This window comes from Pseudomonas sp. I3-I5, from assembly GCF_022699445.1.
Classification (GTDB): domain Bacteria; phylum Pseudomonadota; class Gammaproteobacteria; order Pseudomonadales; family Pseudomonadaceae; genus Aquipseudomonas; species Aquipseudomonas fulva.
The window spans coordinates 3273694-3291881 of sequence record NZ_CP093940.1 but is presented as its reverse complement, the minus strand read 5'-3'; the positions used below and the strand labels follow the sequence as shown (position 1 = coordinate 3291881).

Below are 18188 nucleotides of genomic sequence, written 5' to 3'. Positions count from 1 at the left end.
CCCTGCCGTTGTGGTAATATCCGGCAGTTTCCAAGACCCCGCTGTGCGGCGGTCTTCATTGCGCAGATCCATGGCACAACTCATTGATTTGTCGTAAGTCGTCGCAGGCGAGTGCACTGCGGCGGCGAGCTTCGTTCGGCCCTTGATGGCGCTGCGAAGTTTCACCAGAAAAAGGAATCAGGCTTCTCATGGGCGAACTGGCCAAAGAAATCCTCCCGGTCAATATCGAAGACGAACTGAGACAGTCTTACCTCGACTACGCGATGAGCGTGATTGTCGGGCGAGCGCTGCCCGATGCGCGTGACGGCTTGAAGCCCGTGCATCGCCGCGTTCTCTTTGCGATGAGCGAACTGGGCAACGACTGGAACAAGCCGTACAAGAAATCCGCCCGTGTGGTCGGTGACGTGATCGGTAAGTACCACCCGCACGGCGACACTGCGGTCTACGACACCATCGTGCGTATGGCCCAGCCTTTCTCGCTGCGCTACCTGCTGGTCGACGGCCAGGGCAACTTCGGTTCGGTGGACGGCGACAACGCCGCGGCCATGCGATACACCGAAGTGCGCATGGCCAAGCTGGCTCATGAGCTGCTGGCCGACCTGCACAAGGAAACCGTCGACTGGGTGCCCAACTACGACGGCACCGAGCAGATCCCGGCGGTCATGCCGACGCGTATTCCCAACCTGCTGGTCAACGGTTCCAGCGGCATCGCCGTGGGCATGGCCACCAACATTCCGCCGCACAACCTGGGCGAAGTGATCGATGGCTGCCTGGCGCTGATCGACAACCCGGACGTCACCATCGATGAGCTGATGCAGCACATCCCCGGTCCCGATTTCCCTACCGCAGGCCTGATCAACGGCCGCCAGGGCATCATCGAGGCCTACCGCACCGGCCGTGGCCGCATCTACATGCGGGCCCGCTCCCAGATCGAAGACATCGACAAGGTGGGCGGTCGTCAGCAGATCGTGGTGACCGAGCTGCCGTACCAGTTGAACAAGGCGCGCCTGATCGAGAAGATCGCCGAGCTGGTCAAAGAGAAGAAGATCGAGGGCATCACCGAGCTGCGCGACGAGTCCGACAAGGACGGCATGCGCATCGTCATCGAGCTGCGTCGCGGCGAGGTGCCGGAGGTGGTGCTCAACAACCTGTACTCGCAGACCCAGCTGCAAAGCGTGTTCGGCATCAACGTCGTGGCCCTGGTCGATGGCCGTCCGCGCCTGCTCAACCTCAAGGACTTGCTCGAAGCCTTCGTGCGCCACCGCCGCGAAGTGGTCACCCGGCGCACCGTGTTCGAACTGCGCAAGGCGCGTGAGCGCGGCCACATCCTTGAAGGCCAGGCGGTTGCGCTGTCCAACATCGACCCGGTCATCGCGATGATCAAGGCCTCGCCCACCCCGTCGGAGGCCAAGGAAGCCCTGGTGTCCACCGCCTGGGAATCGAGTGCCGTGCAGGTCATGGTCGAACGTGCCGGTGCCGATTCGTGCCGCCCGGCCGACCTGCCTGAACAATACGGCCTGCGCGACGGCAAGTACTACCTGTCGCCGGAACAGGCCCAGGCGATCCTTGATCTGCGCCTGCACCGCCTGACTGGCCTGGAGCACGAGAAGCTGCTGGCCGAGTACCAGGAAATCCTGGAGCAGATCGGTGAGCTGATCCGCATTCTCAACAGCGCCGAGCGCCTGATGGAAGTGATCCGCGAAGAGCTCGAGGCGATTCGCGCCGAGTACGGCGATGCCCGCCGCACCGAGATCCTCAATGCCAGCCACGACCTCAACTACGGCGACATGATCCCCGAAGAAGAGCGCGTGGTGACCATTTCCCATGGTGGGTATGCCAAGACCCAACCATTGTCCGCCTACCAGGCCCAGCGCCGTGGCGGCAAGGGCAAGTCGGCCACCGGCGTGAAGGACGAGGACTACATCGAGCACCTGTTGGTCGCCAACAGTCACGCCACCCTGCTGCTGTTTTCCAGCAAGGGCAAGGTGTACTGGAAAAAGACCTACGAAATCCCCGAGGCATCTCGCGCTGCCCGTGGTCGCCCGCTGGTCAACCTGCTGCCGCTGGAAGAGGGTGAGCGCATCACCGCCATGCTGCAGGTCGATCTTGAGGCCTTGCAGCAGAACGCCGACCTTGAAGAAGAACTCGAAGACGCCGATGACGCCGTGCTCGAAGGCGAGCTGGTCGAAGTCGAGGAAGTGGACGAGGAAGAAGGCGACACCCCCGAGTGGGCGGCAGAGCCTACTGGCGCCTACATCTTCATGGCCACCGCTTCCGGCACTGTCAAGAAGACGCCGTTGGTCCAGTTTGCCCGTCCTCGCTCCAACGGCCTGATCGCCCTGAAGCTCAAGGAAGGTGACACCCTGATCGCTGCGGCCATCACCGATGGTGCCAAGGAAGTGATGATGTTCTCCGACGCCGGCAAAGTCATCCGCTTTGCCGAAAGCGTGGTGCGCGAAATGGGCCGTACCGCCCGCGGCGTGCGCGGCATGAAGCTGGGCAAGGGGCAGCAGATCATCTCGATGCTGATCCCGGAGTCCGGTGCGCAGATCCTCACCGCGTCCGAGCGTGGCTATGGCAAGCGTACCCCGCTGTCCAAGTTCCCTCGTCGCGGCCGTGGCGGCCAGGGCGTGATCGCCATGGGTACCAAGGGGCGCAATGGGTTGCTGATCGGCGCCATCCAGGTGCAGGAAGGTGAGGAAATCATGCTGATTTCCGATCAGGGCACACTGGTACGTACCCGGGTCGGCGAGGTGTCCAGCCTGAGCCGTAACACCCAGGGCGTGACGCTGATCAAGCTGGCCTCCGACGAGACGCTGGTGGGCCTTGAGCGCATCCAGGAGCCTTCCGAGGAAGAGCTCGATGCGCTCATCGAGCTTGACGAGGAGGGCGTGGAGGCCCAGGCCCCTGACGAGCAAGATGCAGCGGGCGCCGAAGAAGCCCCGCAAGAGTAAGTGCGCTGAACCCGAACGGGGCGACCAAGGTCGCCCCGTTTGACTGATTAAGCCAGGCATTTGGCCTGCAAGGGCCCCAGGCAGGCCTGGGCCACCGAATTACGATGTTGTTCTATTTGGCAGAGCGAGAGTGGATGTGAGCAAACGAGCCTTTAACTTCTGCGCAGGCCCTGCCGCGCTTCCTGATGCCGTGCTGCAGCGCGCCCAGGCCGAGATGCTGGACTGGCACGGCAAGGGCCTGTCGGTCATGGAGATGAGCCATCGCAGCGACGACTACGTGGCCATCGCCGAGAAGGCCGAGCAGGACCTGCGTGACCTGCTGTCCATCCCCTCCAATTACAAGGTGCTGTTCCTGCAGGGCGGCGCCAGCCAGCAATTTGCTGAAATCCCGCTCAACCTGTTGCCTGAAGACGGCACCGCCGACTACATCGAGACCGGTATCTGGTCGAAGAAAGCCATCGAGGAAGCGCGCCGCTTCGGCAACGTCAACGTGGCTGCCAGCGCCAAGCCCTACGACTACCTGGCCATCCCTGGCCAGAACGAATGGAACCTGACCGCCAACGCAGCCTACGTGCACTATGCCTCCAACGAGACCATCGGTGGCCTGCAGTTCGACTGGGTGCCACAGACCGGCGATGTGCCGCTGGTGGTCGACATGTCCTCCGACATTCTCTCGCGCCCCATCGACGTGTCGCAGTTCGGCCTGATCTACGCAGGTGCCCAGAAGAACATCGGCCCCAGCGGGCTGGTGGTGGTCATCGTGCGTGAAGACCTGCTGGGCCATGCCCGCAGCAGCTGCCCGACCATGCTCGACTACAAGGTTTCGGCAGACAATGGCTCGATGTACAACACGCCTGCGACTTATGCCTGGTACCTCTCGGGCCTGGTCTTCGAGTGGTTGAAGGAGCAGGGCGGCGTGGACGCCATGGAGCAGCGCAACCGTGCCAAGAAAGACCTGCTGTACGGGTTCATCGATGCCAGCGCCTTCTACAGCAACCCGATCAGCGTCAATGCCCGGTCGTGGATGAACGTGCCGTTCCGCCTGGCCGACGAGCGTCTGGACAAGGCCTTCCTGGCCGGTGCCGACGCCCGTGGCCTGCTCAACCTCAAGGGACACCGGTCAGTCGGAGGCATGCGTGCATCCATCTACAATGCCTTGGGTCTGGATGCGGTCGAAGCCCTGGTGGCCTACATGGCTGAATTCGAGAAGGAGCACGGTTGATGTCCGAGCATGAACTGCAGGCGCTGCGTGTGCGCATCGACAGCCTCGACGAAAAGATTCTCGAGCTGATCAGCGAGCGTGCCCGCTGCGCCCAGGAAGTGGCCAAGGTCAAGACGGCGTCGTTGGCCGAGGGCGAGGCGCCGGTGTTCTATCGTCCCGAGCGCGAGGCTGCCGTGCTCAAGCGCGTGATGGAGCGCAACAAGGGCCCGCTGGACAACGAGGAGATGGCGCGGCTGTTCCGCGAGATCATGTCCTCGTGCCTGGCATTGGAAGAGCCGCTCAAGATCGCCTACCTGGGCCCTGAAGGCACCTTTACCCAGGCCGCCGCCATGAAGCATTTCGGTCATGCGGTAGTCAGCCGCCCGATGGCGGCCATCGACGAGGTGTTCCGCGAAGTGGCGGCCGGGGCCGTGAACTTCGGCGTGGTGCCGGTGGAAAACTCCACCGAAGGCGCAGTGAGCCACACCCTGGACAGCTTCCTCGAGCACGACATGGTGATCTGTGGCGAAGTGGAGCTGCGTATTCACCACCATCTGCTGGTGGGCGAGAACACCAAGACCGACAGTATCAGCCGCATCTACTCCCATGCCCAGTCATTGGCCCAGTGCCGTAAGTGGCTCGATGCCCACTACCCCAATGTCGAGCGGGTAGCGGTGTCGAGCAACGCCGAGGCTGCCAAGCGGGTCAAGGGTGAGTGGAACTCGGCGGCCATCGCCGGCGACATGGCGGCCAACCTGTACGGGCTGACCCGCCTTGCCGAGAAAATCGAGGACCGCCCGGACAACGCCACGCGGTTCCTGATGATTGGCAGCCAGGAAGTGCCGCCCACTGGGGACGACAAGACCTCGATCATCGTCTCGATGAGCAACAAGCCCGGTGCCCTGCACGAGCTGTTGGTGCCGTTCCACCAGAACGGCATCGACCTGACCCGCATCGAGACCCGGCCTTCGCGCAGTGGCAAGTGGACGTATGTCTTCTTCATCGACTTCGTCGGTCATCACCGCGATCCGTTGATCAAGGCAGTGCTCGAACAGATCAGCCAGGAGGCGGTGGCGCTGAAAGTGCTGGGGTCTTATCCGAAGGCGGTGCTTTGAAGCGCAACCTTCCGGGCCGATGCATGGCCCCGTAAGTCCTCAAGGACTGCCTCGATTTTCGTACAGGGTTCATACCAGTGGTAAAAGCAGCAAAAACCAAACCCGCCCCGATCATCGACCGCCTGGTGGTGGTCGGTCTCGGTCTGATCGGTGGCTCGTTCGCCAAAGGCCTGCGTGAAAGTGGCCTGTGCCGCGAAGTGGTCGGCGTCGACCTCGATGCGCCTTCGCGCAAGCAGGCCGTTGCCCTGGGCGTGGTCGATCGCTGCGAAGAGGACCTGGCCACGGCCTGCCTTGGCGCCGACGTGATCCAGCTGGCCGTGCCGATCCTGGCCATGGAGAAAGTCCTGGCGCGCCTGGCCCGGCTCGATCTGGGTGAGGCCGTGATCACTGACGTCGGCAGCGCCAAGGGTAACGTCGTGCGCGAAGCGCGTTCGGTCCTTGGCGAGCGCTTGTCGCGCTTCGTGCCTGGCCACCCCATCGCCGGCTCCGAGCAGAGCGGGGTGGAGGCGTCCAACGCCAGCCTGTTCCGTCGGCATAAGGTCATCCTCACGCCGCTGGCCGAAACCGACCCTGCTGCGTTGGCCCTGGTCGATCGCCTGTGGCGTACGCTGGAGGCTGACGTTGAGCATATGCCCGTCGAGCGCCACGACGAAGTGCTGGCTGCGACCAGCCACTTGCCACACCTGCTGGCCTTCGGGCTGGTCGATTCGCTGGCCAAGCGCAATGAAAACCTGGACATCTTCCGGTACGCTGCGGGAGGCTTTCGCGATTTCACAAGAATCGCCGGTAGCGACCCGACCATGTGGCATGACATCTTTCTCGCCAACCGCGACGCTGTCCTGCGCACACTCGATACATATCGCAGTGATCTCGACGCCTTGCGCGACGCGATCGCTGAAGGGGACGGGCACCAGCTGCTGGGTGTTTTCACCCGCGCTCGGTTTGCCCGCGAGCATTTCAGTAAAATCCTGGCCCGCCGGGCCTATGTGGACGCTATGAACGCCAACGATCTGATTTTCCTGGCCCAACCCGGTGGCCGCCTGAACGGGCGAATCCGCGTACCGGGCGACAAGTCGATTTCCCATCGCTCGATCATGCTCGGCTCGCTGGCCGATGGCACCACCGAGGTCGAGGGTTTCCTCGAAGGTGAAGATGCCCTGGCGACCTTGCAGGCATTTCGCGACATGGGCGTCGTCATCGAAGGCCCCCATCAGGGCCGCGTGACCATCCATGGTGTCGGCCTGCACGGCCTGAAGCCGCCGCCGGGTCCACTGTACGTGGGTAACTCCGGCACCTCGATGCGCCTGCTGTCGGGCCTGCTGGCCGGCCAGTCGTTCGACGTCACCATGACCGGCGACGCCTCGCTTTCCAAGCGCCCGATGAACCGGGTGGCCAACCCGCTGCGCGAAATGGGCGCCGTGGTCGAGACCGGCCCCGAAGGCCGTCCGCCGCTGACCATTCGCGGCGGCAAGCCGCTCAAGGGCCTGACCTACACGCTGCCGATGGCCAGCGCCCAGGTCAAATCCTGCCTGCTGCTGGCCGGCCTGTACGCCGAGGGGCGCACCACCGTCACCGAGCCGGCGCCAACGCGCGACCACACTGAGCGCATGCTGCGCGGTTTCGGATACCACGTGCAGTCCGATGGCCCGGTCGCCTCGTTGCAGTCCGGCGGCAAACTCACCGCCACCCGCATCGAGGTGCCGGCCGATATCTCGTCTGCAGCGTTCTTCCTGGTGGCGGCATCCATTGCCGAGGGGTCGGAACTGGTGCTCGAACATGTCGGCATCAACCCGACCCGCACCGGCGTCATCGACATCCTGCGCCTGATGGGCGGCGACATCACCCTGGAGAACCAGCGTGAGGTGGGCGGTGAGCCGGTGGCGGACCTGCGTGTGCGCGGTGCCAAGCTCAAGGGTATCGAGATCCCGGAGGCGCTCGTGCCACTGGCCATCGACGAATTCCCCGTGCTGTTCGTCGCCGCTGCCTGCGCCGAAGGGCGTACCGTGCTGCGCGGTGCCGAAGAACTGCGCGTGAAAGAGTCCGACCGCATCCAGGTGATGGCCGATGGCCTGCTCACTTTGGGCATCCAGTGTGAGCCCACCCCCGATGGCATCATCATCGACGGTGGGCAACTGGGCGGCGGTGAGGTGCACGGGCACGGTGACCACCGCATCGCGATGGCCTTCAGCGTCGCATCGCTGCGCGCCAGCGCGCCGATTCGTATCCATGACTGCGCCAACGTCGCCACTTCGTTCCCCAACTTCCTGTCGCTGTGCGCTGAGGTTGGCATCCGCGTGGCCGAAGAGGGCAAGTCGTGAGCGCCTTGACGCCAGTCATTACTATCGACGGGCCCAGTGGTTCCGGCAAGGGGACCGTGGCCGGTCTGATGGCGCGCGAGCTGGGCTGGCGGCTGCTGGATTCGGGCGCGCTGTACCGTCTGCTGGCCTTCAATGCCAGCAACCATGGCGTGGACCTGACCAACGAGGAGTTGCTGACTCAGCTTGCCGCCCATCTGGATGTGCAATTCATTGCCGCCGAGCCCGGTAAACTGCAGCAGATCATTCTCGAGGGTGAGGATGTCAGCAACGTGATTCGCACCGAGACCGTCGGTGCCGGTGCTTCCATGGTTGCTTCGCTGCCTGCGGTGCGCGATGCGCTGCTGGTGCGCCAGCGCGCCTTTCGCGAGGCCCCAGGCCTGATTGCCGATGGCCGTGACATGGGCACGGTGGTGTTTCCGGACGCGCCGCTGAAGGTATTTCTGACCGCCAGTGCCGAGGAACGTGCCCGCCGCCGTTACCTTCAGTTGAAGGGCAAGGGTGAAGATGTTAGTCTGTCGAGTCTGCTGGATGAGATTCGTGCGCGTGACGAGCGCGACACCCAACGTGCAGTGGCCCCGCTCAAACCAGCGGCCGATGCCATTCAGTTGGACTCAACCGAGTTGTCCATCGAGCAGGTGTTGCAACGTATCAGGAGCGAGCTCGCCTTGCGCGATCTCCTCTGATAACCAGGAAGGCAGGCAGGGGCACCAGTCAACGTCCTGCCCGCTTTCCTTTATCTAAACGAAACCCACATTGTCTGGAATGTGGCGATGGGCGTCTGTTTCGCCCGAATCTACAGGAATTAAAATGAGCGAAAGCTTTGCAGAACTCTTTGAAGAAAGCCTGAAAACCCTCAATCTTCAGCCGGGTGCGATCATCACCGGTATCGTTGTCGACATCGACGGCGACTGGGTTACCGTACACGCTGGCCTGAAGTCCGAGGGCGTCATCCCGCTCGAGCAGTTCTACAACGAAGCTGGCGAGCTGACCATCAAGGTCGGTGACGAAGTGCACGTTGCGCTGGACGCGGTCGAAGACGGCTTTGGCGAAACCAAGCTGTCCCGTGAAAAAGCCAAGCGCGCCGAGTGCTGGATTGTTCTGGAAGCAGCTTTCGCCGCCGAAGAAGTGGTCAAGGGCGTTATCAACGGTAAGGTTAAGGGCGGCTTCACTGTCGACGTTAACGGCATCCGTGCGTTCCTGCCGGGCTCCCTGGTTGATGTCCGCCCAGTGCGCGACACCACCCACCTGGAAGGCAAAGAGCTGGAATTCAAGGTCATCAAGCTCGACCAGAAGCGCAACAACGTTGTCGTTTCCCGTCGCAGCGTGCTGGAAGCCGAGAACTCCGCCGAGCGCGAAGCCCTGCTGGAAACCCTGCAGGAAGGCCAGCAAGTCAAAGGTATCGTCAAGAACCTCACCGACTACGGCGCATTCGTGGACCTGGGCGGTATCGACGGCCTGCTGCACATCACCGACATGGCTTGGAAGCGTATCAAGCACCCATCGGAAATCGTTAACGTTGGCGACGAAGTCGACGTACGCGTTCTGAAGTTCGACCGCGAGCGCAACCGCGTTTCGCTGGGTCTGAAGCAGATGGGCGAAGATCCGTGGGTAGCTATCACTGCCCGTTACCCAGAAGGTACTCGCGTACAGGCTCGCGTAACCAACCTGACCGACTACGGCTGCTTCGCTGAGCTGGAAGAAGGCGTTGAAGGTCTGGTACACGTTTCCGAAATGGACTGGACCAACAAGAACATCCACCCGTCGAAAGTCGTTCAGGTTGGCGACGAAGTGGAAGTCATGGTTCTGGACATCGACGAAGAGCGTCGTCGTATCTCCCTGGGCATCAAGCAGTGCAAGTCCAACCCATGGGAAGACTTCTCCGGCCAGTTCAACAAGGGTGACAAGATCACCGGTACCATCAAGTCGATCACCGACTTCGGTATCTTCATTGGTCTGGACGGCGGCATCGACGGCCTGGTTCACCTGTCCGACATCTCCTGGAACGAAACCGGCGAAGAAGCCGTACGTCGTTTCAAGAAGGGCGACGAGCTGGAAACCGTCATCCTGTCGGTCGATCCAGAGCGCGAGCGCATCTCCCTGGGCATCAAGCAGCTGGAAGACGATCCGTTCTCCAACTTCGTTGCTGTCAATGACAAGGGCGCTATCGTCAAGGGCATCGTGAAAGAAGTTGACGCCAAAGGTGCCATCGTCACCCTGGCCGACGACATCGAAGCCACTCTGAAAGCTTCCGAAATCAGCCGTGACCGCGTTGAAGACGCGCGTAACGTTCTGAAGGAAGGCGAAGAGATCGAAGCCAAGATCATCAGCGTTGACCGCAAATCGCGTGTCATCAGCCTGTCGATCAAGTCCAAAGACGACGCTGAAGAGCGTGAAGCCATCCAGAGCCTGAAAAACGCTCCGGAAGCGGCTGCCGATACCACCATGGCTGCGCTGCTGCGCGAAGCAATGGCCAAGCAGAACTGAGTTCTGTTTGATCGGTAAAAAGGGCGACCCTCGGGTCGCCCTTTTTTATGGGCGTCATCTTCGCCTCGTTTAGGGCGTGTCCCTACGTTTTTCGTGGTTGAACTCGCTTGCCTCAACCCGCTAAGGTCCCGACCTTGATTTTCGAGAGACAACCATGGGCTATCTGATCATCGTTGCGCTTATCCAGGCGTTCTCTTTCAGCTTGATAGGCGAGTACCTGGCCGGTCACGTCGACAGCTATTTTGCCGTGCTTGCACGCGTGGTGCTGGCGGGCCTGGTCTTTCTGCCGTTGACCCGCTGGCGGCAGGTAGAACCGCGCTTTGTCCGCTCGATGCTGCTGATAGGTGCCTTGCAGTACGGCATCACCTACGTGTGCCTTTACTTGAGCTTTCGCGTGCTCAGCGTGCCTGAGGTATTGCTGTTCACCATTCTTACGCCGTTGCACGTGACCCTGATCGAAGATGCCATGAACCGGCGGTTCAACCCATGGGCGCTGCTGGCAGCGCTGGTGGCCGTAGCCGGCGCGGCGGTGATTCGCTTCGACAGCATCAGTGGCGAATTCTTCATGGGCTTCCTGTTGCTACAGCTGGCCAACTTCACGTATGCCGCGGGCCAAGTGTTGTATCGGCATCTGGTTGCCCGTTTTCCCAGTGACCTGCCGCACTATGCGCGGTTCGGCTATTTCTACCTGGGGGCACTGATGGTGGTCCTACCTGCGTTTGTGTTGTTCGGCAACAGCGCACACCTGCCCAGCACGTCGGTGCAGTGGGGCGTGTTGGTGTTTCTGGGGCTGTGCCCCACGGCGCTGGGCCTGTACTGGTGGAACAAGGGTGCTTGCCTGGTATCGGGTGGCACACTCGCCGTGATGAACAACCTGCACGTGCCGGTGGGGCTGCTGCTCAACCTGCTGATCTGGAACCAGCATGAACCGCTTGGGCGGCTTCTGGCAGGCGGAGCCATCATTCTGGGATCAGTATGGTTGAGTCGTTTCAGTGCACGGGCACAGGCCCCAATGCCCGGCAAAGCCTGACATGCATACCGTTTTCGTGATTGTCGCACCGATCTTTGCGTTGATCATCGTCGGCTACCTGTGCCGCCGTACCCATAAACTGGGCGACAAGGCAGCGGCCGAAATCAACAAGATGGTGGTCTGGCTGTGCCTGCCGGCCTTGCTGTTCAAGGTCACCGCCACGGCCACCTGGGCTGAAATCTGGCACCCTGGGTTCATCGCCGCATTTGGCGCCGGGGCCCTGGCGATGTTTGCGATTACCCTGCTATGGCGGCTGCGCGGCGGCCATGGATTAGTGGCGTCGAGCATCGATGGGCTGAGTGCCGGCTACGCCAACACCGGCTACATCGGCATTCCCTTGTGCTTGCTGCTGTTCGGTCAGCCTGGCTTGCAACCAGCGCTGATTTCATCGTTGATTGTGGTCTGCCTGGTATTTGCCCTGTCGCTGATGCTGATCGAAATCGGCTTGCAGGATGAGCCCGAAGTGGGCCGCGCCGTGGGTCTGGTGCTCAAGGCGTTGGCCAAAAACCCGCTGGTCGTCGCGCCGCTGGCAGGTGCAGCGTGGGCCATGACCGGGCTGGGGCTGGCCGAACCGGTGATGCACTTGCTCGACATGCTCGCATTGGCCACCACGCCCTGTGCACTGGTGTCGCTCGGAGCCTTTCTGGCAGAGAAACAGCCGCGCGCACAGGCCAGCCCCTGGCCGCTGGTGGCGTTGAAATTGATCGGCCAGCCGGCGCTGACCTGGGTGCTGGCGTACAAGGTGTTTCACCTGCCCGACATGTGGGCCGCCTCGGCCGTGCTGCTGGCTGCACTGCCCACCGGTACTGGGCCGTTCATGCTGGCGGAGTACTACAACCGGGATGCGGGCTTGATCTCCAGGACCATTCTCTGGTCAACGGTGGTCTCACTGCTGACCTTGACGGCGCTGCTTTACCTTTTGGGGTATGCGCAGTGAATGAGCGGTTCGAACGCTCAGAGATTCCGATCAGCGACATGCTGGCCGGGACCTGAACACTGAGGGTGAGGCGCTAGTCCAGAACGCCTCACCGACACGGCTGCTTGACCGCCGGGTAGGTCGCTAGCGCACCAGCAGCCAGATCAAGGCCACCACGAATACCACGCCAGCCACGATCATCCAGTGCGGCCGGCTGTTTTGCTGTGGCTGCGCCTGGGCGTGGGGCCGGGTGTGCGTCTGCTCCTCGTCAGGTTCAGCGGGTCGCGCCTGCGGGGCAGGGGCGTGCGGCGCTGCAAGCGGCACCTCCTCCCCGCGCAACAATCGCACCAGTCGCGGCCAGCCTGCCTGCTCGGCCAGTTGCAACGGCGTTTGACCCAGCGGGTTGAGCGCCGAGGTGTCGGCCCCGTGCTCAAGCAGAGCGCTCACCACCGGGTAGTTGCCCGCCAGCGTTTCGCGGTGCAGCAGCAACCAACCGCCCTCATCGGGATCGGTCACCATGGCAGGATGTTGCACCAGTGCATCGTGCACCTGCGCCACCATGTTCACGGCCATGGGATGGTCAGCCTCTTCCAGCCGCTTGAGCGCTTCGGCGTCAGCGGGAGTATCCAGGGCCCGCGAGAGCAATACCTGAGGTTGCCCTTTGGGTGCCGGTACGAGCGCCACGAACCCGGGCTCACCAAATTCCAGGCCCCACGCCGCATCGTGTTCAGCACGTTCGGTTGCGGGCATCTCGCTGCGCATTGCATCGATGGTGAAGCCTCCATAGACCTCACCGGCAGACACGTACATCCAGTCAGTGAGCGCCGAAAACGGCAGCGTCACACGCTGCGCTGCATCGAAGCCCGTAGCCCATTCCGGTTCGTTGAGCAGTACGCCGCTGATCGAGACGCCGTCGAACGCCACTTCGCTGAGCCACATGTTCTCGACGGTTGGCAGTTCCGGGTCGTCGCCCTGGACCGGGAAAGCCATCTTCACGGCGGCCATTTCCAGGCCCTTGATGATCCGGCGCGCCTCCCAGGAGAGCTCGCGCCAGAAGAACTTGAACGTGGCCTGTGCATTGGCGATGGCGGCTTGAAGGGCAGGGCTGTTGTCGTCGGCCGGGTAGATGATTTGCTCGGTCATGGGGTACATCCGTGTGAGTGCGCGTTGATGACGAGGAGTATCAAGGTCATCTGACCGAAGAGCAGGGAGCTGGTTCGAGAGGCTGGCGAGCCTTGAACACAGCCGCCTGGCTTAAGCCTCGCTCATTTCCTCCAGATGCCGCGGCATCGGCTCCTGCACGGGCGCATTGTGCCCGGCCAGGCCTACGCGCATGTCATTGCCACTGGGCTGCTGATACAAGCTCAACCCGAACTCCGGCAGCACCGCCAACAGGTAATCGAAGATGTCCCCTTGGATGCGCTCGTACTCGGCCCACACCGTGGTGGTGGTGAAGCAGTAGATTTCCAGCGGCACGCCTTCTGCCGTGGTCTGCATCTGGCGGACCATGCAGGTCATGTTCGCGTGCACGTCGGGATGGTTTCTCAGGTAGGCCAGAGCGAAGGCGCGGAAGGTGCCGATGTTGGTCAGCTTGCGGCGGTTGGCCGAGAGTTCCGCCACCGGCCCCAAGGCTTCGTTCCAGCTTTGCAGCTCCTGACGCTTGCCGGCCAGGTAGTCACCCAGCAGGCGCACCTGGCCCAGGCGCTGTTCCTCTTCTCGGGTCAGAAAACGGACCCCGGCGGCATCGATGAACAGGCTGCGCTTGATGCGCCGGCCGCCTGACTGCTGCATGCCACGGTAGTTGCGGAACGATTCGCTCATCAGGCGCCAGGTGGGGATGGAAACGATGGTCTTGTCGAAGTTCTGTACCTTGACCGTGTGCAGGGTAATGTCCACCACATCGCCATCGGCGCCGACCTGCGGCATTTCGATCCAGTCGCCGACGTGCAACATGTCGTTGCTGGTCAGCTGCACGCTGGCCACGAACGACAAGAGCGTGTCCTTGTACACCAACAGCAGCACGGCCGACATCGCGCCCAGGCCAGACAGCAGCAGCAACGGCGAACGGTCGATCAGGGTAGCGACGATGACGATGGCCGCGAAGATCCACAGCATCATCTTGGCCAGTTGCACATACCCCTTGATGGAGCGAGTGCGGGCGTGCTCGGTGCGGGCATAGATGTCGAGCAGGGCATCGAGCAGGCACGACACGGCCATGGTCATGAACAGCAACGTGAAGGCCAACGCCAGGTTGCCCAGAAAGTGCTGGGCGGTGTCGGACAGCTCCGGCACCAGCTTGAGCCCGAACTGCAGCACCAGCGACGGTGTGGTCTGCGCCAGGCGGTGGAAGACCTTGTTGTGACGCAAGTCGTCGAGCCATTTCAGGGCTGGCTGGCGTGCCAGCAGGCGGGCGCCGTGCAGCACCAGAAAGCGCCCCAGGCGCCCTAGAATCAGCGATATCACCAGCAATACGGCCAGGCCGATGGCGGCGTGCAGCATGGGGTGTTGGTCGAGTGTGCCCCACAGGTCGAGGGAGTCGCGCCAGAAGCGTTGGATGTCCATGGGCTTGCTTACAGTCTTGTTGCCAAACGAAGCGTTATTAGAACGCGGATGGGCAGGCCCATGCCAAAAGAAATTCGGCTAAATCGCCAGAAAACGTTACCCTATGCAGCTGATTTCCGTACTTGCCTGAGGTTACCTCCGTGTTCTCCCAATTCGCCTTGCACGAACGCCTGCTCAAAGCCGTGGCCGAGCTTAAATTCGTCGAGCCTACCCCGGTGCAGGCCGCCGCCATTCCCCTGGCGCTGCAAGGGCGGGACCTGCGTGTCACCGCGCAGACCGGCAGTGGCAAGACGGCAGCGTTCGTTCTGCCGCTGCTCAATCGTCTGGTCGATCTGCGCGAGCGTCGTGTGGAGATTCGCGCGCTGATCCTGCTGCCTACCCGTGAGCTGGCACAGCAGACCCTCAAGCAGGTGCAGCTGTTCTCGCAGTTCACCTACATCAAGTCGGGCCTGGTGACAGGGGGCGAAGACTTCAAGGAACAGGCCGCCATGCTGCGCAAGGTGCCGGACGTGCTGATCGGCACACCGGGCCGTTTGCTTGAGCAGCTCAACGCCGGCAACCTCGACCTGTCCCACGTCCAGGTGCTGATCCTGGACGAAGCCGACCGCATGCTCGACATGGGCTTCGCCGAGGACATGGAGCGCCTGTGCAAGGAATGCGAAAACCGCGAGCAGACCCTGCTGTTCTCGGCCACTACCGGCGGCGCGGCCTTGCGCGACATGATCGGCAAGGTCCTGAAGGACCCTGAGCACCTGATGCTCAACAGCGTGTCACAATTGGCCGAGGGCACTCGCCAACAGATCATCACCGCCGACCATGACCAGCACAAAGAGCAGATCGTGCAATGGCTGCTGGCCAACGAAACCTTCGACAAGGCGATCATCTTCTCCAATACCCGCGCCATGGCCGACCGTATCTACGGTCACCTGGTCGCCAAGGACGTCAAGGCGTTCGTGCTGCATGGCGAGAAGGACCAGAAAGACCGCAAGCTGGCCATCGAGCGCTTCAAGCAGGGCAGCTCCAAGGTGTTGGTCGCCACCGACGTGGCCGCGCGGGGCCTGGACATCGATGGGCTGGACCTGGTCATCAACTTCGACATGCCACGCAGCGGCGATGAATACGTGCACCGGGTGGGCCGTACCGGGCGCGCCGGCGGCGAAGGCCTGGCGATCTCGCTGATCACCCATAACGACTGGAACCTGATGTCCAGCATCGAGCGCTACCTCAAGCAGCAGTTCGAGCGCCGGGTCATCAAGGAAGTCAAGGGCACCTATAGCGGGCCCAAGAAGGTCAAGGCGTCTGGCAAGGCTGCCAGTACCAAAAAGAAGAAGACGGACAAGAAAGGTGGTGACAAGAAGGCCACTGCCAAGCGCAAGCCTACGGCCAAGCCCAAGGCCAACGCACCGTTGACCAGCTCCGATGGGCTCGCACCGTTGAAGAAGCGCAAGCCCTCAGCCGAGTAATACCAGGGGTCTGGGCCAGGGCAGCGCTCAGCGCTGCTCTGGCCTAACGTCCCTGTATCATCCTGCCTTTTTCTCGGCCGCTTTCAATTCCTTGATACGCGTGTCGATCAACTGACACTTGTCCGGCAAGTCCTTGCTGGCGGTTCCCAGCTGCATGCCTTGCAGTTCCTCGTTGATTTCCTTGGCCTTCGCCGGGTTCTGTTCGGTCAGTTGAGCCACCAGCCCAGCCAGTTCCTCGCGTTTTTGCGTCGCTTCTTCCGGCGTGCATGCCCAGGCGGGCACCGCGCTGCACAAGGTAACCAGGCAAGTAATACGCAGCAGTGGTTTCATCCTTTAGCCCTCCGGCGTTGTTGATGGACGGTTGAGGTGCAGCGAACCGATTGGTTCACAGCCTTGGATGAATGGGCAGAAGCTGGCGTGGTTTCTTGCAGCTAATGCACGCGACCTTCAGGCCATTTGCGTGGAACGTGCGAAGATTCGGAAGGTCCCAAGCCTGTGTACATCCTCGACGCACACCAGGAGGTAATCGCATGCGTACTGTCTATAACTGGGACCTGATCGAACGCTTGTTGCATGAAGTACAAAACGGTAGCGGGCAAAACTTCACGCCCCGCCCTTATGCCGAAGCGCATGCCGCTGACCTGGCGGCCAAGGGTGAGCCGGTCGGTGACCTGGATCGCCTCAAAACCCAGGCCTGCGACTATGAGAAGCTGCTTCTGGAGCGAGGCTATATTCAAAGCCGCCCGGAAGAGGAGGGTGGTAACGGCGAGAACTTCGTACTGACCGAGCGAGGGTCGCGCCTGATGAGCCTGATCGACAGCAGCATTCCAGGCTTTGAACACCCGCGGCAAGTGCTGGACGATCAAGAAGATGCGTTGCATGAAAGCACCTTCGAGCACGTCTCGTCCAAGGCGCAGATTGCCGGTGGTGCCATTTAAGGCTGGCCAGTGAGGCATGCGTGAATCGATAATCTCCTGTCCCTCTCTTCAGGTGAATCACTGCGCATGCCTTTGTACCGTCTCGAGGTCCGCCGATGAGCGTGGCCCGCAAAAACCCCGATGCCTTCGCGTTCCAGGTCATGGTGGTGCTCTGCCTGATCTGGGGCAGCCAGCAGGTGCTGATAAAAACGGCCGCCGTGGACATTGCCCCGGTGATGCAGGCAACCCTGCGCAATTGCATCGCTGCGGTGCTGGTCGGGTTGATGGTGCTTTGGCGCGGCGACTGGAAGCAGATGGGGGTGACCTGGCGCGCGGGTGTACTGGCGGGTGGGTTGTTCGGGCTTGAGTTTCTGTTCATTGCCGAAGGGCTCAAGCTGACCACGGCCGCGCACATGTCAGTATTCCTGTACACAGCGCCAATCTTCACTGCCCTTGGCCTGCATTTCATGCTGCCCAGCGAACGGCTGAGGTTGTTGCAGTGGCTGGGTATACTGCTGGCGTTCGTGGGCATTGCAATGGCCTTTGCGGGTGGGACGTCATGGGCCAACATGGACGGGCGCACCTTGCTGGGAGATGCCTTCGGGGTACTGGCCGGCTTGGCGTGGGGCGCGACCACGGTCGTGGTCAGGGGGTCGCGGCTTTCCGAGGCGCCGGCAACCCTTACCCTGTTCTATCAGCTAGCCGTAGGTTTCGTCGGTTTACTGCTCATTGGGCTGATCACGGGGCAGGCCGGCGATGTGGTCATGACGCCGCTGGCGGTTGGGAGCGTGTTGTTTCAGGGCGTAATCGTCTCGTTCATCAGCTACCTGACCTGGTTCTGGCTGTTGCGCAAATACCTGGCATCGAACCTGGCTGTGTTTTCATTCATCACGCCCCTGTTCGGCGTCACCTTCGGGGTGTTGATCCTGGGCGAGCCGCTGACCGTGAATTTCGTGCTTGGCGCTGTGCTGGTGCTCTTGGGGGTGGTTCTGGTAAGTGCCGAGCCCTGGGTACGGCAGCAATTGCGCAAATGGGTCGGATGAGGGGGCAAGCAGTAACATAGGGAAACGATTGGCGGTGCCAGGAAATCCCCCAAACGGCTTGATCGGCGTCACAATCACCCCCATCTGTAAGATCAGATATAGGCGTCAGCCGATACATGCGGCTATGATCTGTGTAAGGCAGCGCCGAACTGATTCGCCGTTAGGCTTACCCGTAAAGGGGGCAT

General features: G+C 61.9%; 14 protein-coding genes. 11 read left to right on the top strand and 3 right to left on the bottom strand.

Translation table 11 applies throughout. The features are described 5' to 3' along the window. Positions 1-188: 188 nt before the first annotated feature. The 8 genes from gyrA (at position 189) to MOP87_RS14565 (ending at position 12039) form a co-directional block, all read left to right on the top strand. Positions 189-2954 (top strand): DNA gyrase subunit A, encoded by a 2766-nt coding sequence (gene gyrA / locus MOP87_RS14600; protein ID WP_027915875.1) that lies wholly within the window; start codon positions 189-191, stop codon positions 2952-2954. A gap of 136 nt (positions 2955-3090) precedes the next feature. Further along, positions 3091-4176 carry a 3-phosphoserine/phosphohydroxythreonine transaminase gene (gene serC / locus MOP87_RS14595; protein WP_023533733.1) on the top strand — a complete coding sequence of 362 codons (1086 nt, stop codon included), beginning with the start codon at positions 3091-3093 and terminating at the stop codon, positions 4174-4176. Next, entirely contained in the window at positions 4176-5270 is a 1095-nt protein-coding gene (gene pheA / locus MOP87_RS14590) for a prephenate dehydratase (RefSeq protein ID WP_023533762.1), read from the top strand. Before serC ends, pheA begins: the two co-directional genes overlap by 1 nt. Positions 5271-5380: 110 nt before the next feature. Beyond that, entirely contained in the window at positions 5381-7588 is a 2208-nt protein-coding gene (locus MOP87_RS14585; RefSeq protein ID WP_242810549.1) for a bifunctional prephenate dehydrogenase/3-phosphoshikimate 1-carboxyvinyltransferase, read from the top strand. Continuing rightward, positions 7585-8271: a (d)CMP kinase gene (cmk, locus tag MOP87_RS14580; RefSeq protein WP_023533778.1), complete on the top strand. Its 687-nt coding sequence runs from the start codon at positions 7585-7587 to the stop codon at positions 8269-8271. Before MOP87_RS14585 ends, cmk begins: the two co-directional genes overlap by 4 nt. A 124-nt stretch (positions 8272-8395) precedes the next feature. Further along, a complete protein-coding gene (rpsA, locus tag MOP87_RS14575) occupies positions 8396-10072 on the top strand; it encodes a 30S ribosomal protein S1 (protein ID WP_003252673.1) in 1677 nt (558 codons plus the stop codon). Between the two features lie 154 nt (positions 10073-10226). Continuing rightward, positions 10227-11102 (top strand): carboxylate/amino acid/amine transporter, encoded by an 876-nt coding sequence (locus MOP87_RS14570; RefSeq protein ID WP_104926443.1) that lies wholly within the window; start codon positions 10227-10229, stop codon positions 11100-11102. Position 11103: 1 nt separating this feature from the next. Beyond that, positions 11104-12039 carry an AEC family transporter gene (locus tag MOP87_RS14565; protein ID WP_027915878.1) on the top strand — a complete coding sequence of 312 codons (936 nt, stop codon included), beginning with the start codon at positions 11104-11106 and terminating at the stop codon, positions 12037-12039. A 123-nt stretch (positions 12040-12162) separates the two neighbouring features. Here the strand turns inward: MOP87_RS14565 and MOP87_RS14560 are convergent, their stop codons facing one another. Then, the gene (locus MOP87_RS14560; protein WP_104926442.1) at positions 12163-13161 is read right to left on the bottom strand and encodes a DUF2314 domain-containing protein; all 999 of its coding nucleotides are present in this window, start codon (positions 13159-13161) and stop codon (positions 12163-12165) included. 111 nt (positions 13162-13272) lie between these two features. Then, complete coding sequence (locus MOP87_RS14555) at positions 13273-14580, bottom strand: mechanosensitive ion channel family protein (protein WP_242809725.1); 1308 nt, start codon at positions 14578-14580, stop codon at positions 13273-13275. Positions 14581-14720: 140 nt separating this feature from the next. Here MOP87_RS14555 and MOP87_RS14550 point away from each other — a divergent pair, with 140 nt between their 5' ends. Continuing rightward, on the top strand, positions 14721-16043 hold the full coding sequence (locus MOP87_RS14550) for a DEAD/DEAH box helicase (protein ID WP_033695144.1): 1323 nt from the start codon (positions 14721-14723) through the stop codon (positions 16041-16043). Between the two features lie 57 nt (positions 16044-16100). Here the strand turns inward: MOP87_RS14550 and MOP87_RS14545 are convergent, their stop codons facing one another. After that, positions 16101-16373: a hypothetical protein gene (locus MOP87_RS14545; RefSeq protein ID WP_023533746.1), complete on the bottom strand. Its 273-nt coding sequence runs from the start codon at positions 16371-16373 to the stop codon at positions 16101-16103. 200 nt (positions 16374-16573) lie between these two features. On the opposite strand from MOP87_RS14545, the gene MOP87_RS14540 reads away from it, so the two are divergent. After that, complete coding sequence (locus tag MOP87_RS14540) at positions 16574-16981, top strand: transcriptional regulator (RefSeq protein WP_242809723.1); 408 nt, start codon at positions 16574-16576, stop codon at positions 16979-16981. A 95-nt stretch (positions 16982-17076) separates the two neighbouring features. Further along, a complete protein-coding gene (locus MOP87_RS14535; protein ID WP_027915885.1) occupies positions 17077-18003 on the top strand; it encodes a DMT family transporter in 927 nt (308 codons plus the stop codon). Positions 18004-18188: the final 185 nt, after the last annotated feature.

Bases quoted from the DNA above. Each gene is read 5' to 3' on its own strand.
- gyrA (WP_027915875.1), top strand. From the start codon at position 189: ATGGGCGAACTGGCCAAAGAAATCCTCCCGGTCAATATCGAAGACGAA.
- pheA (WP_023533762.1), top strand. From the start codon at position 4,176: ATGTCCGAGCATGAACTGCAGGCGCTGCGTGTGCGCATCGACAGCCTC.
- rpsA (WP_003252673.1), top strand. From the start codon at position 8,396: ATGAGCGAAAGCTTTGCAGAACTCTTTGAAGAAAGCCTGAAAACCCTC.
- MOP87_RS14570 (WP_104926443.1), top strand. From the start codon at position 10,227: ATGGGCTATCTGATCATCGTTGCGCTTATCCAGGCGTTCTCTTTCAGC.
- MOP87_RS14565 (WP_027915878.1), top strand. From the start codon at position 11,104: ATGCATACCGTTTTCGTGATTGTCGCACCGATCTTTGCGTTGATCATC.
- MOP87_RS14560 (WP_104926442.1), bottom strand. From the start codon at position 13,161: ATGACCGAGCAAATCATCTACCCGGCCGACGACAACAGCCCTGCCCTT.
- MOP87_RS14555 (WP_242809725.1), bottom strand. From the start codon at position 14,580: ATGGACATCCAACGCTTCTGGCGCGACTCCCTCGACCTGTGGGGCACA.
- MOP87_RS14545 (WP_023533746.1), bottom strand. From the start codon at position 16,373: ATGAAACCACTGCTGCGTATTACTTGCCTGGTTACCTTGTGCAGCGCG.
- MOP87_RS14540 (WP_242809723.1), top strand. From the start codon at position 16,574: ATGCGTACTGTCTATAACTGGGACCTGATCGAACGCTTGTTGCATGAA.
- MOP87_RS14535 (WP_027915885.1), top strand. From the start codon at position 17,077: ATGAGCGTGGCCCGCAAAAACCCCGATGCCTTCGCGTTCCAGGTCATG.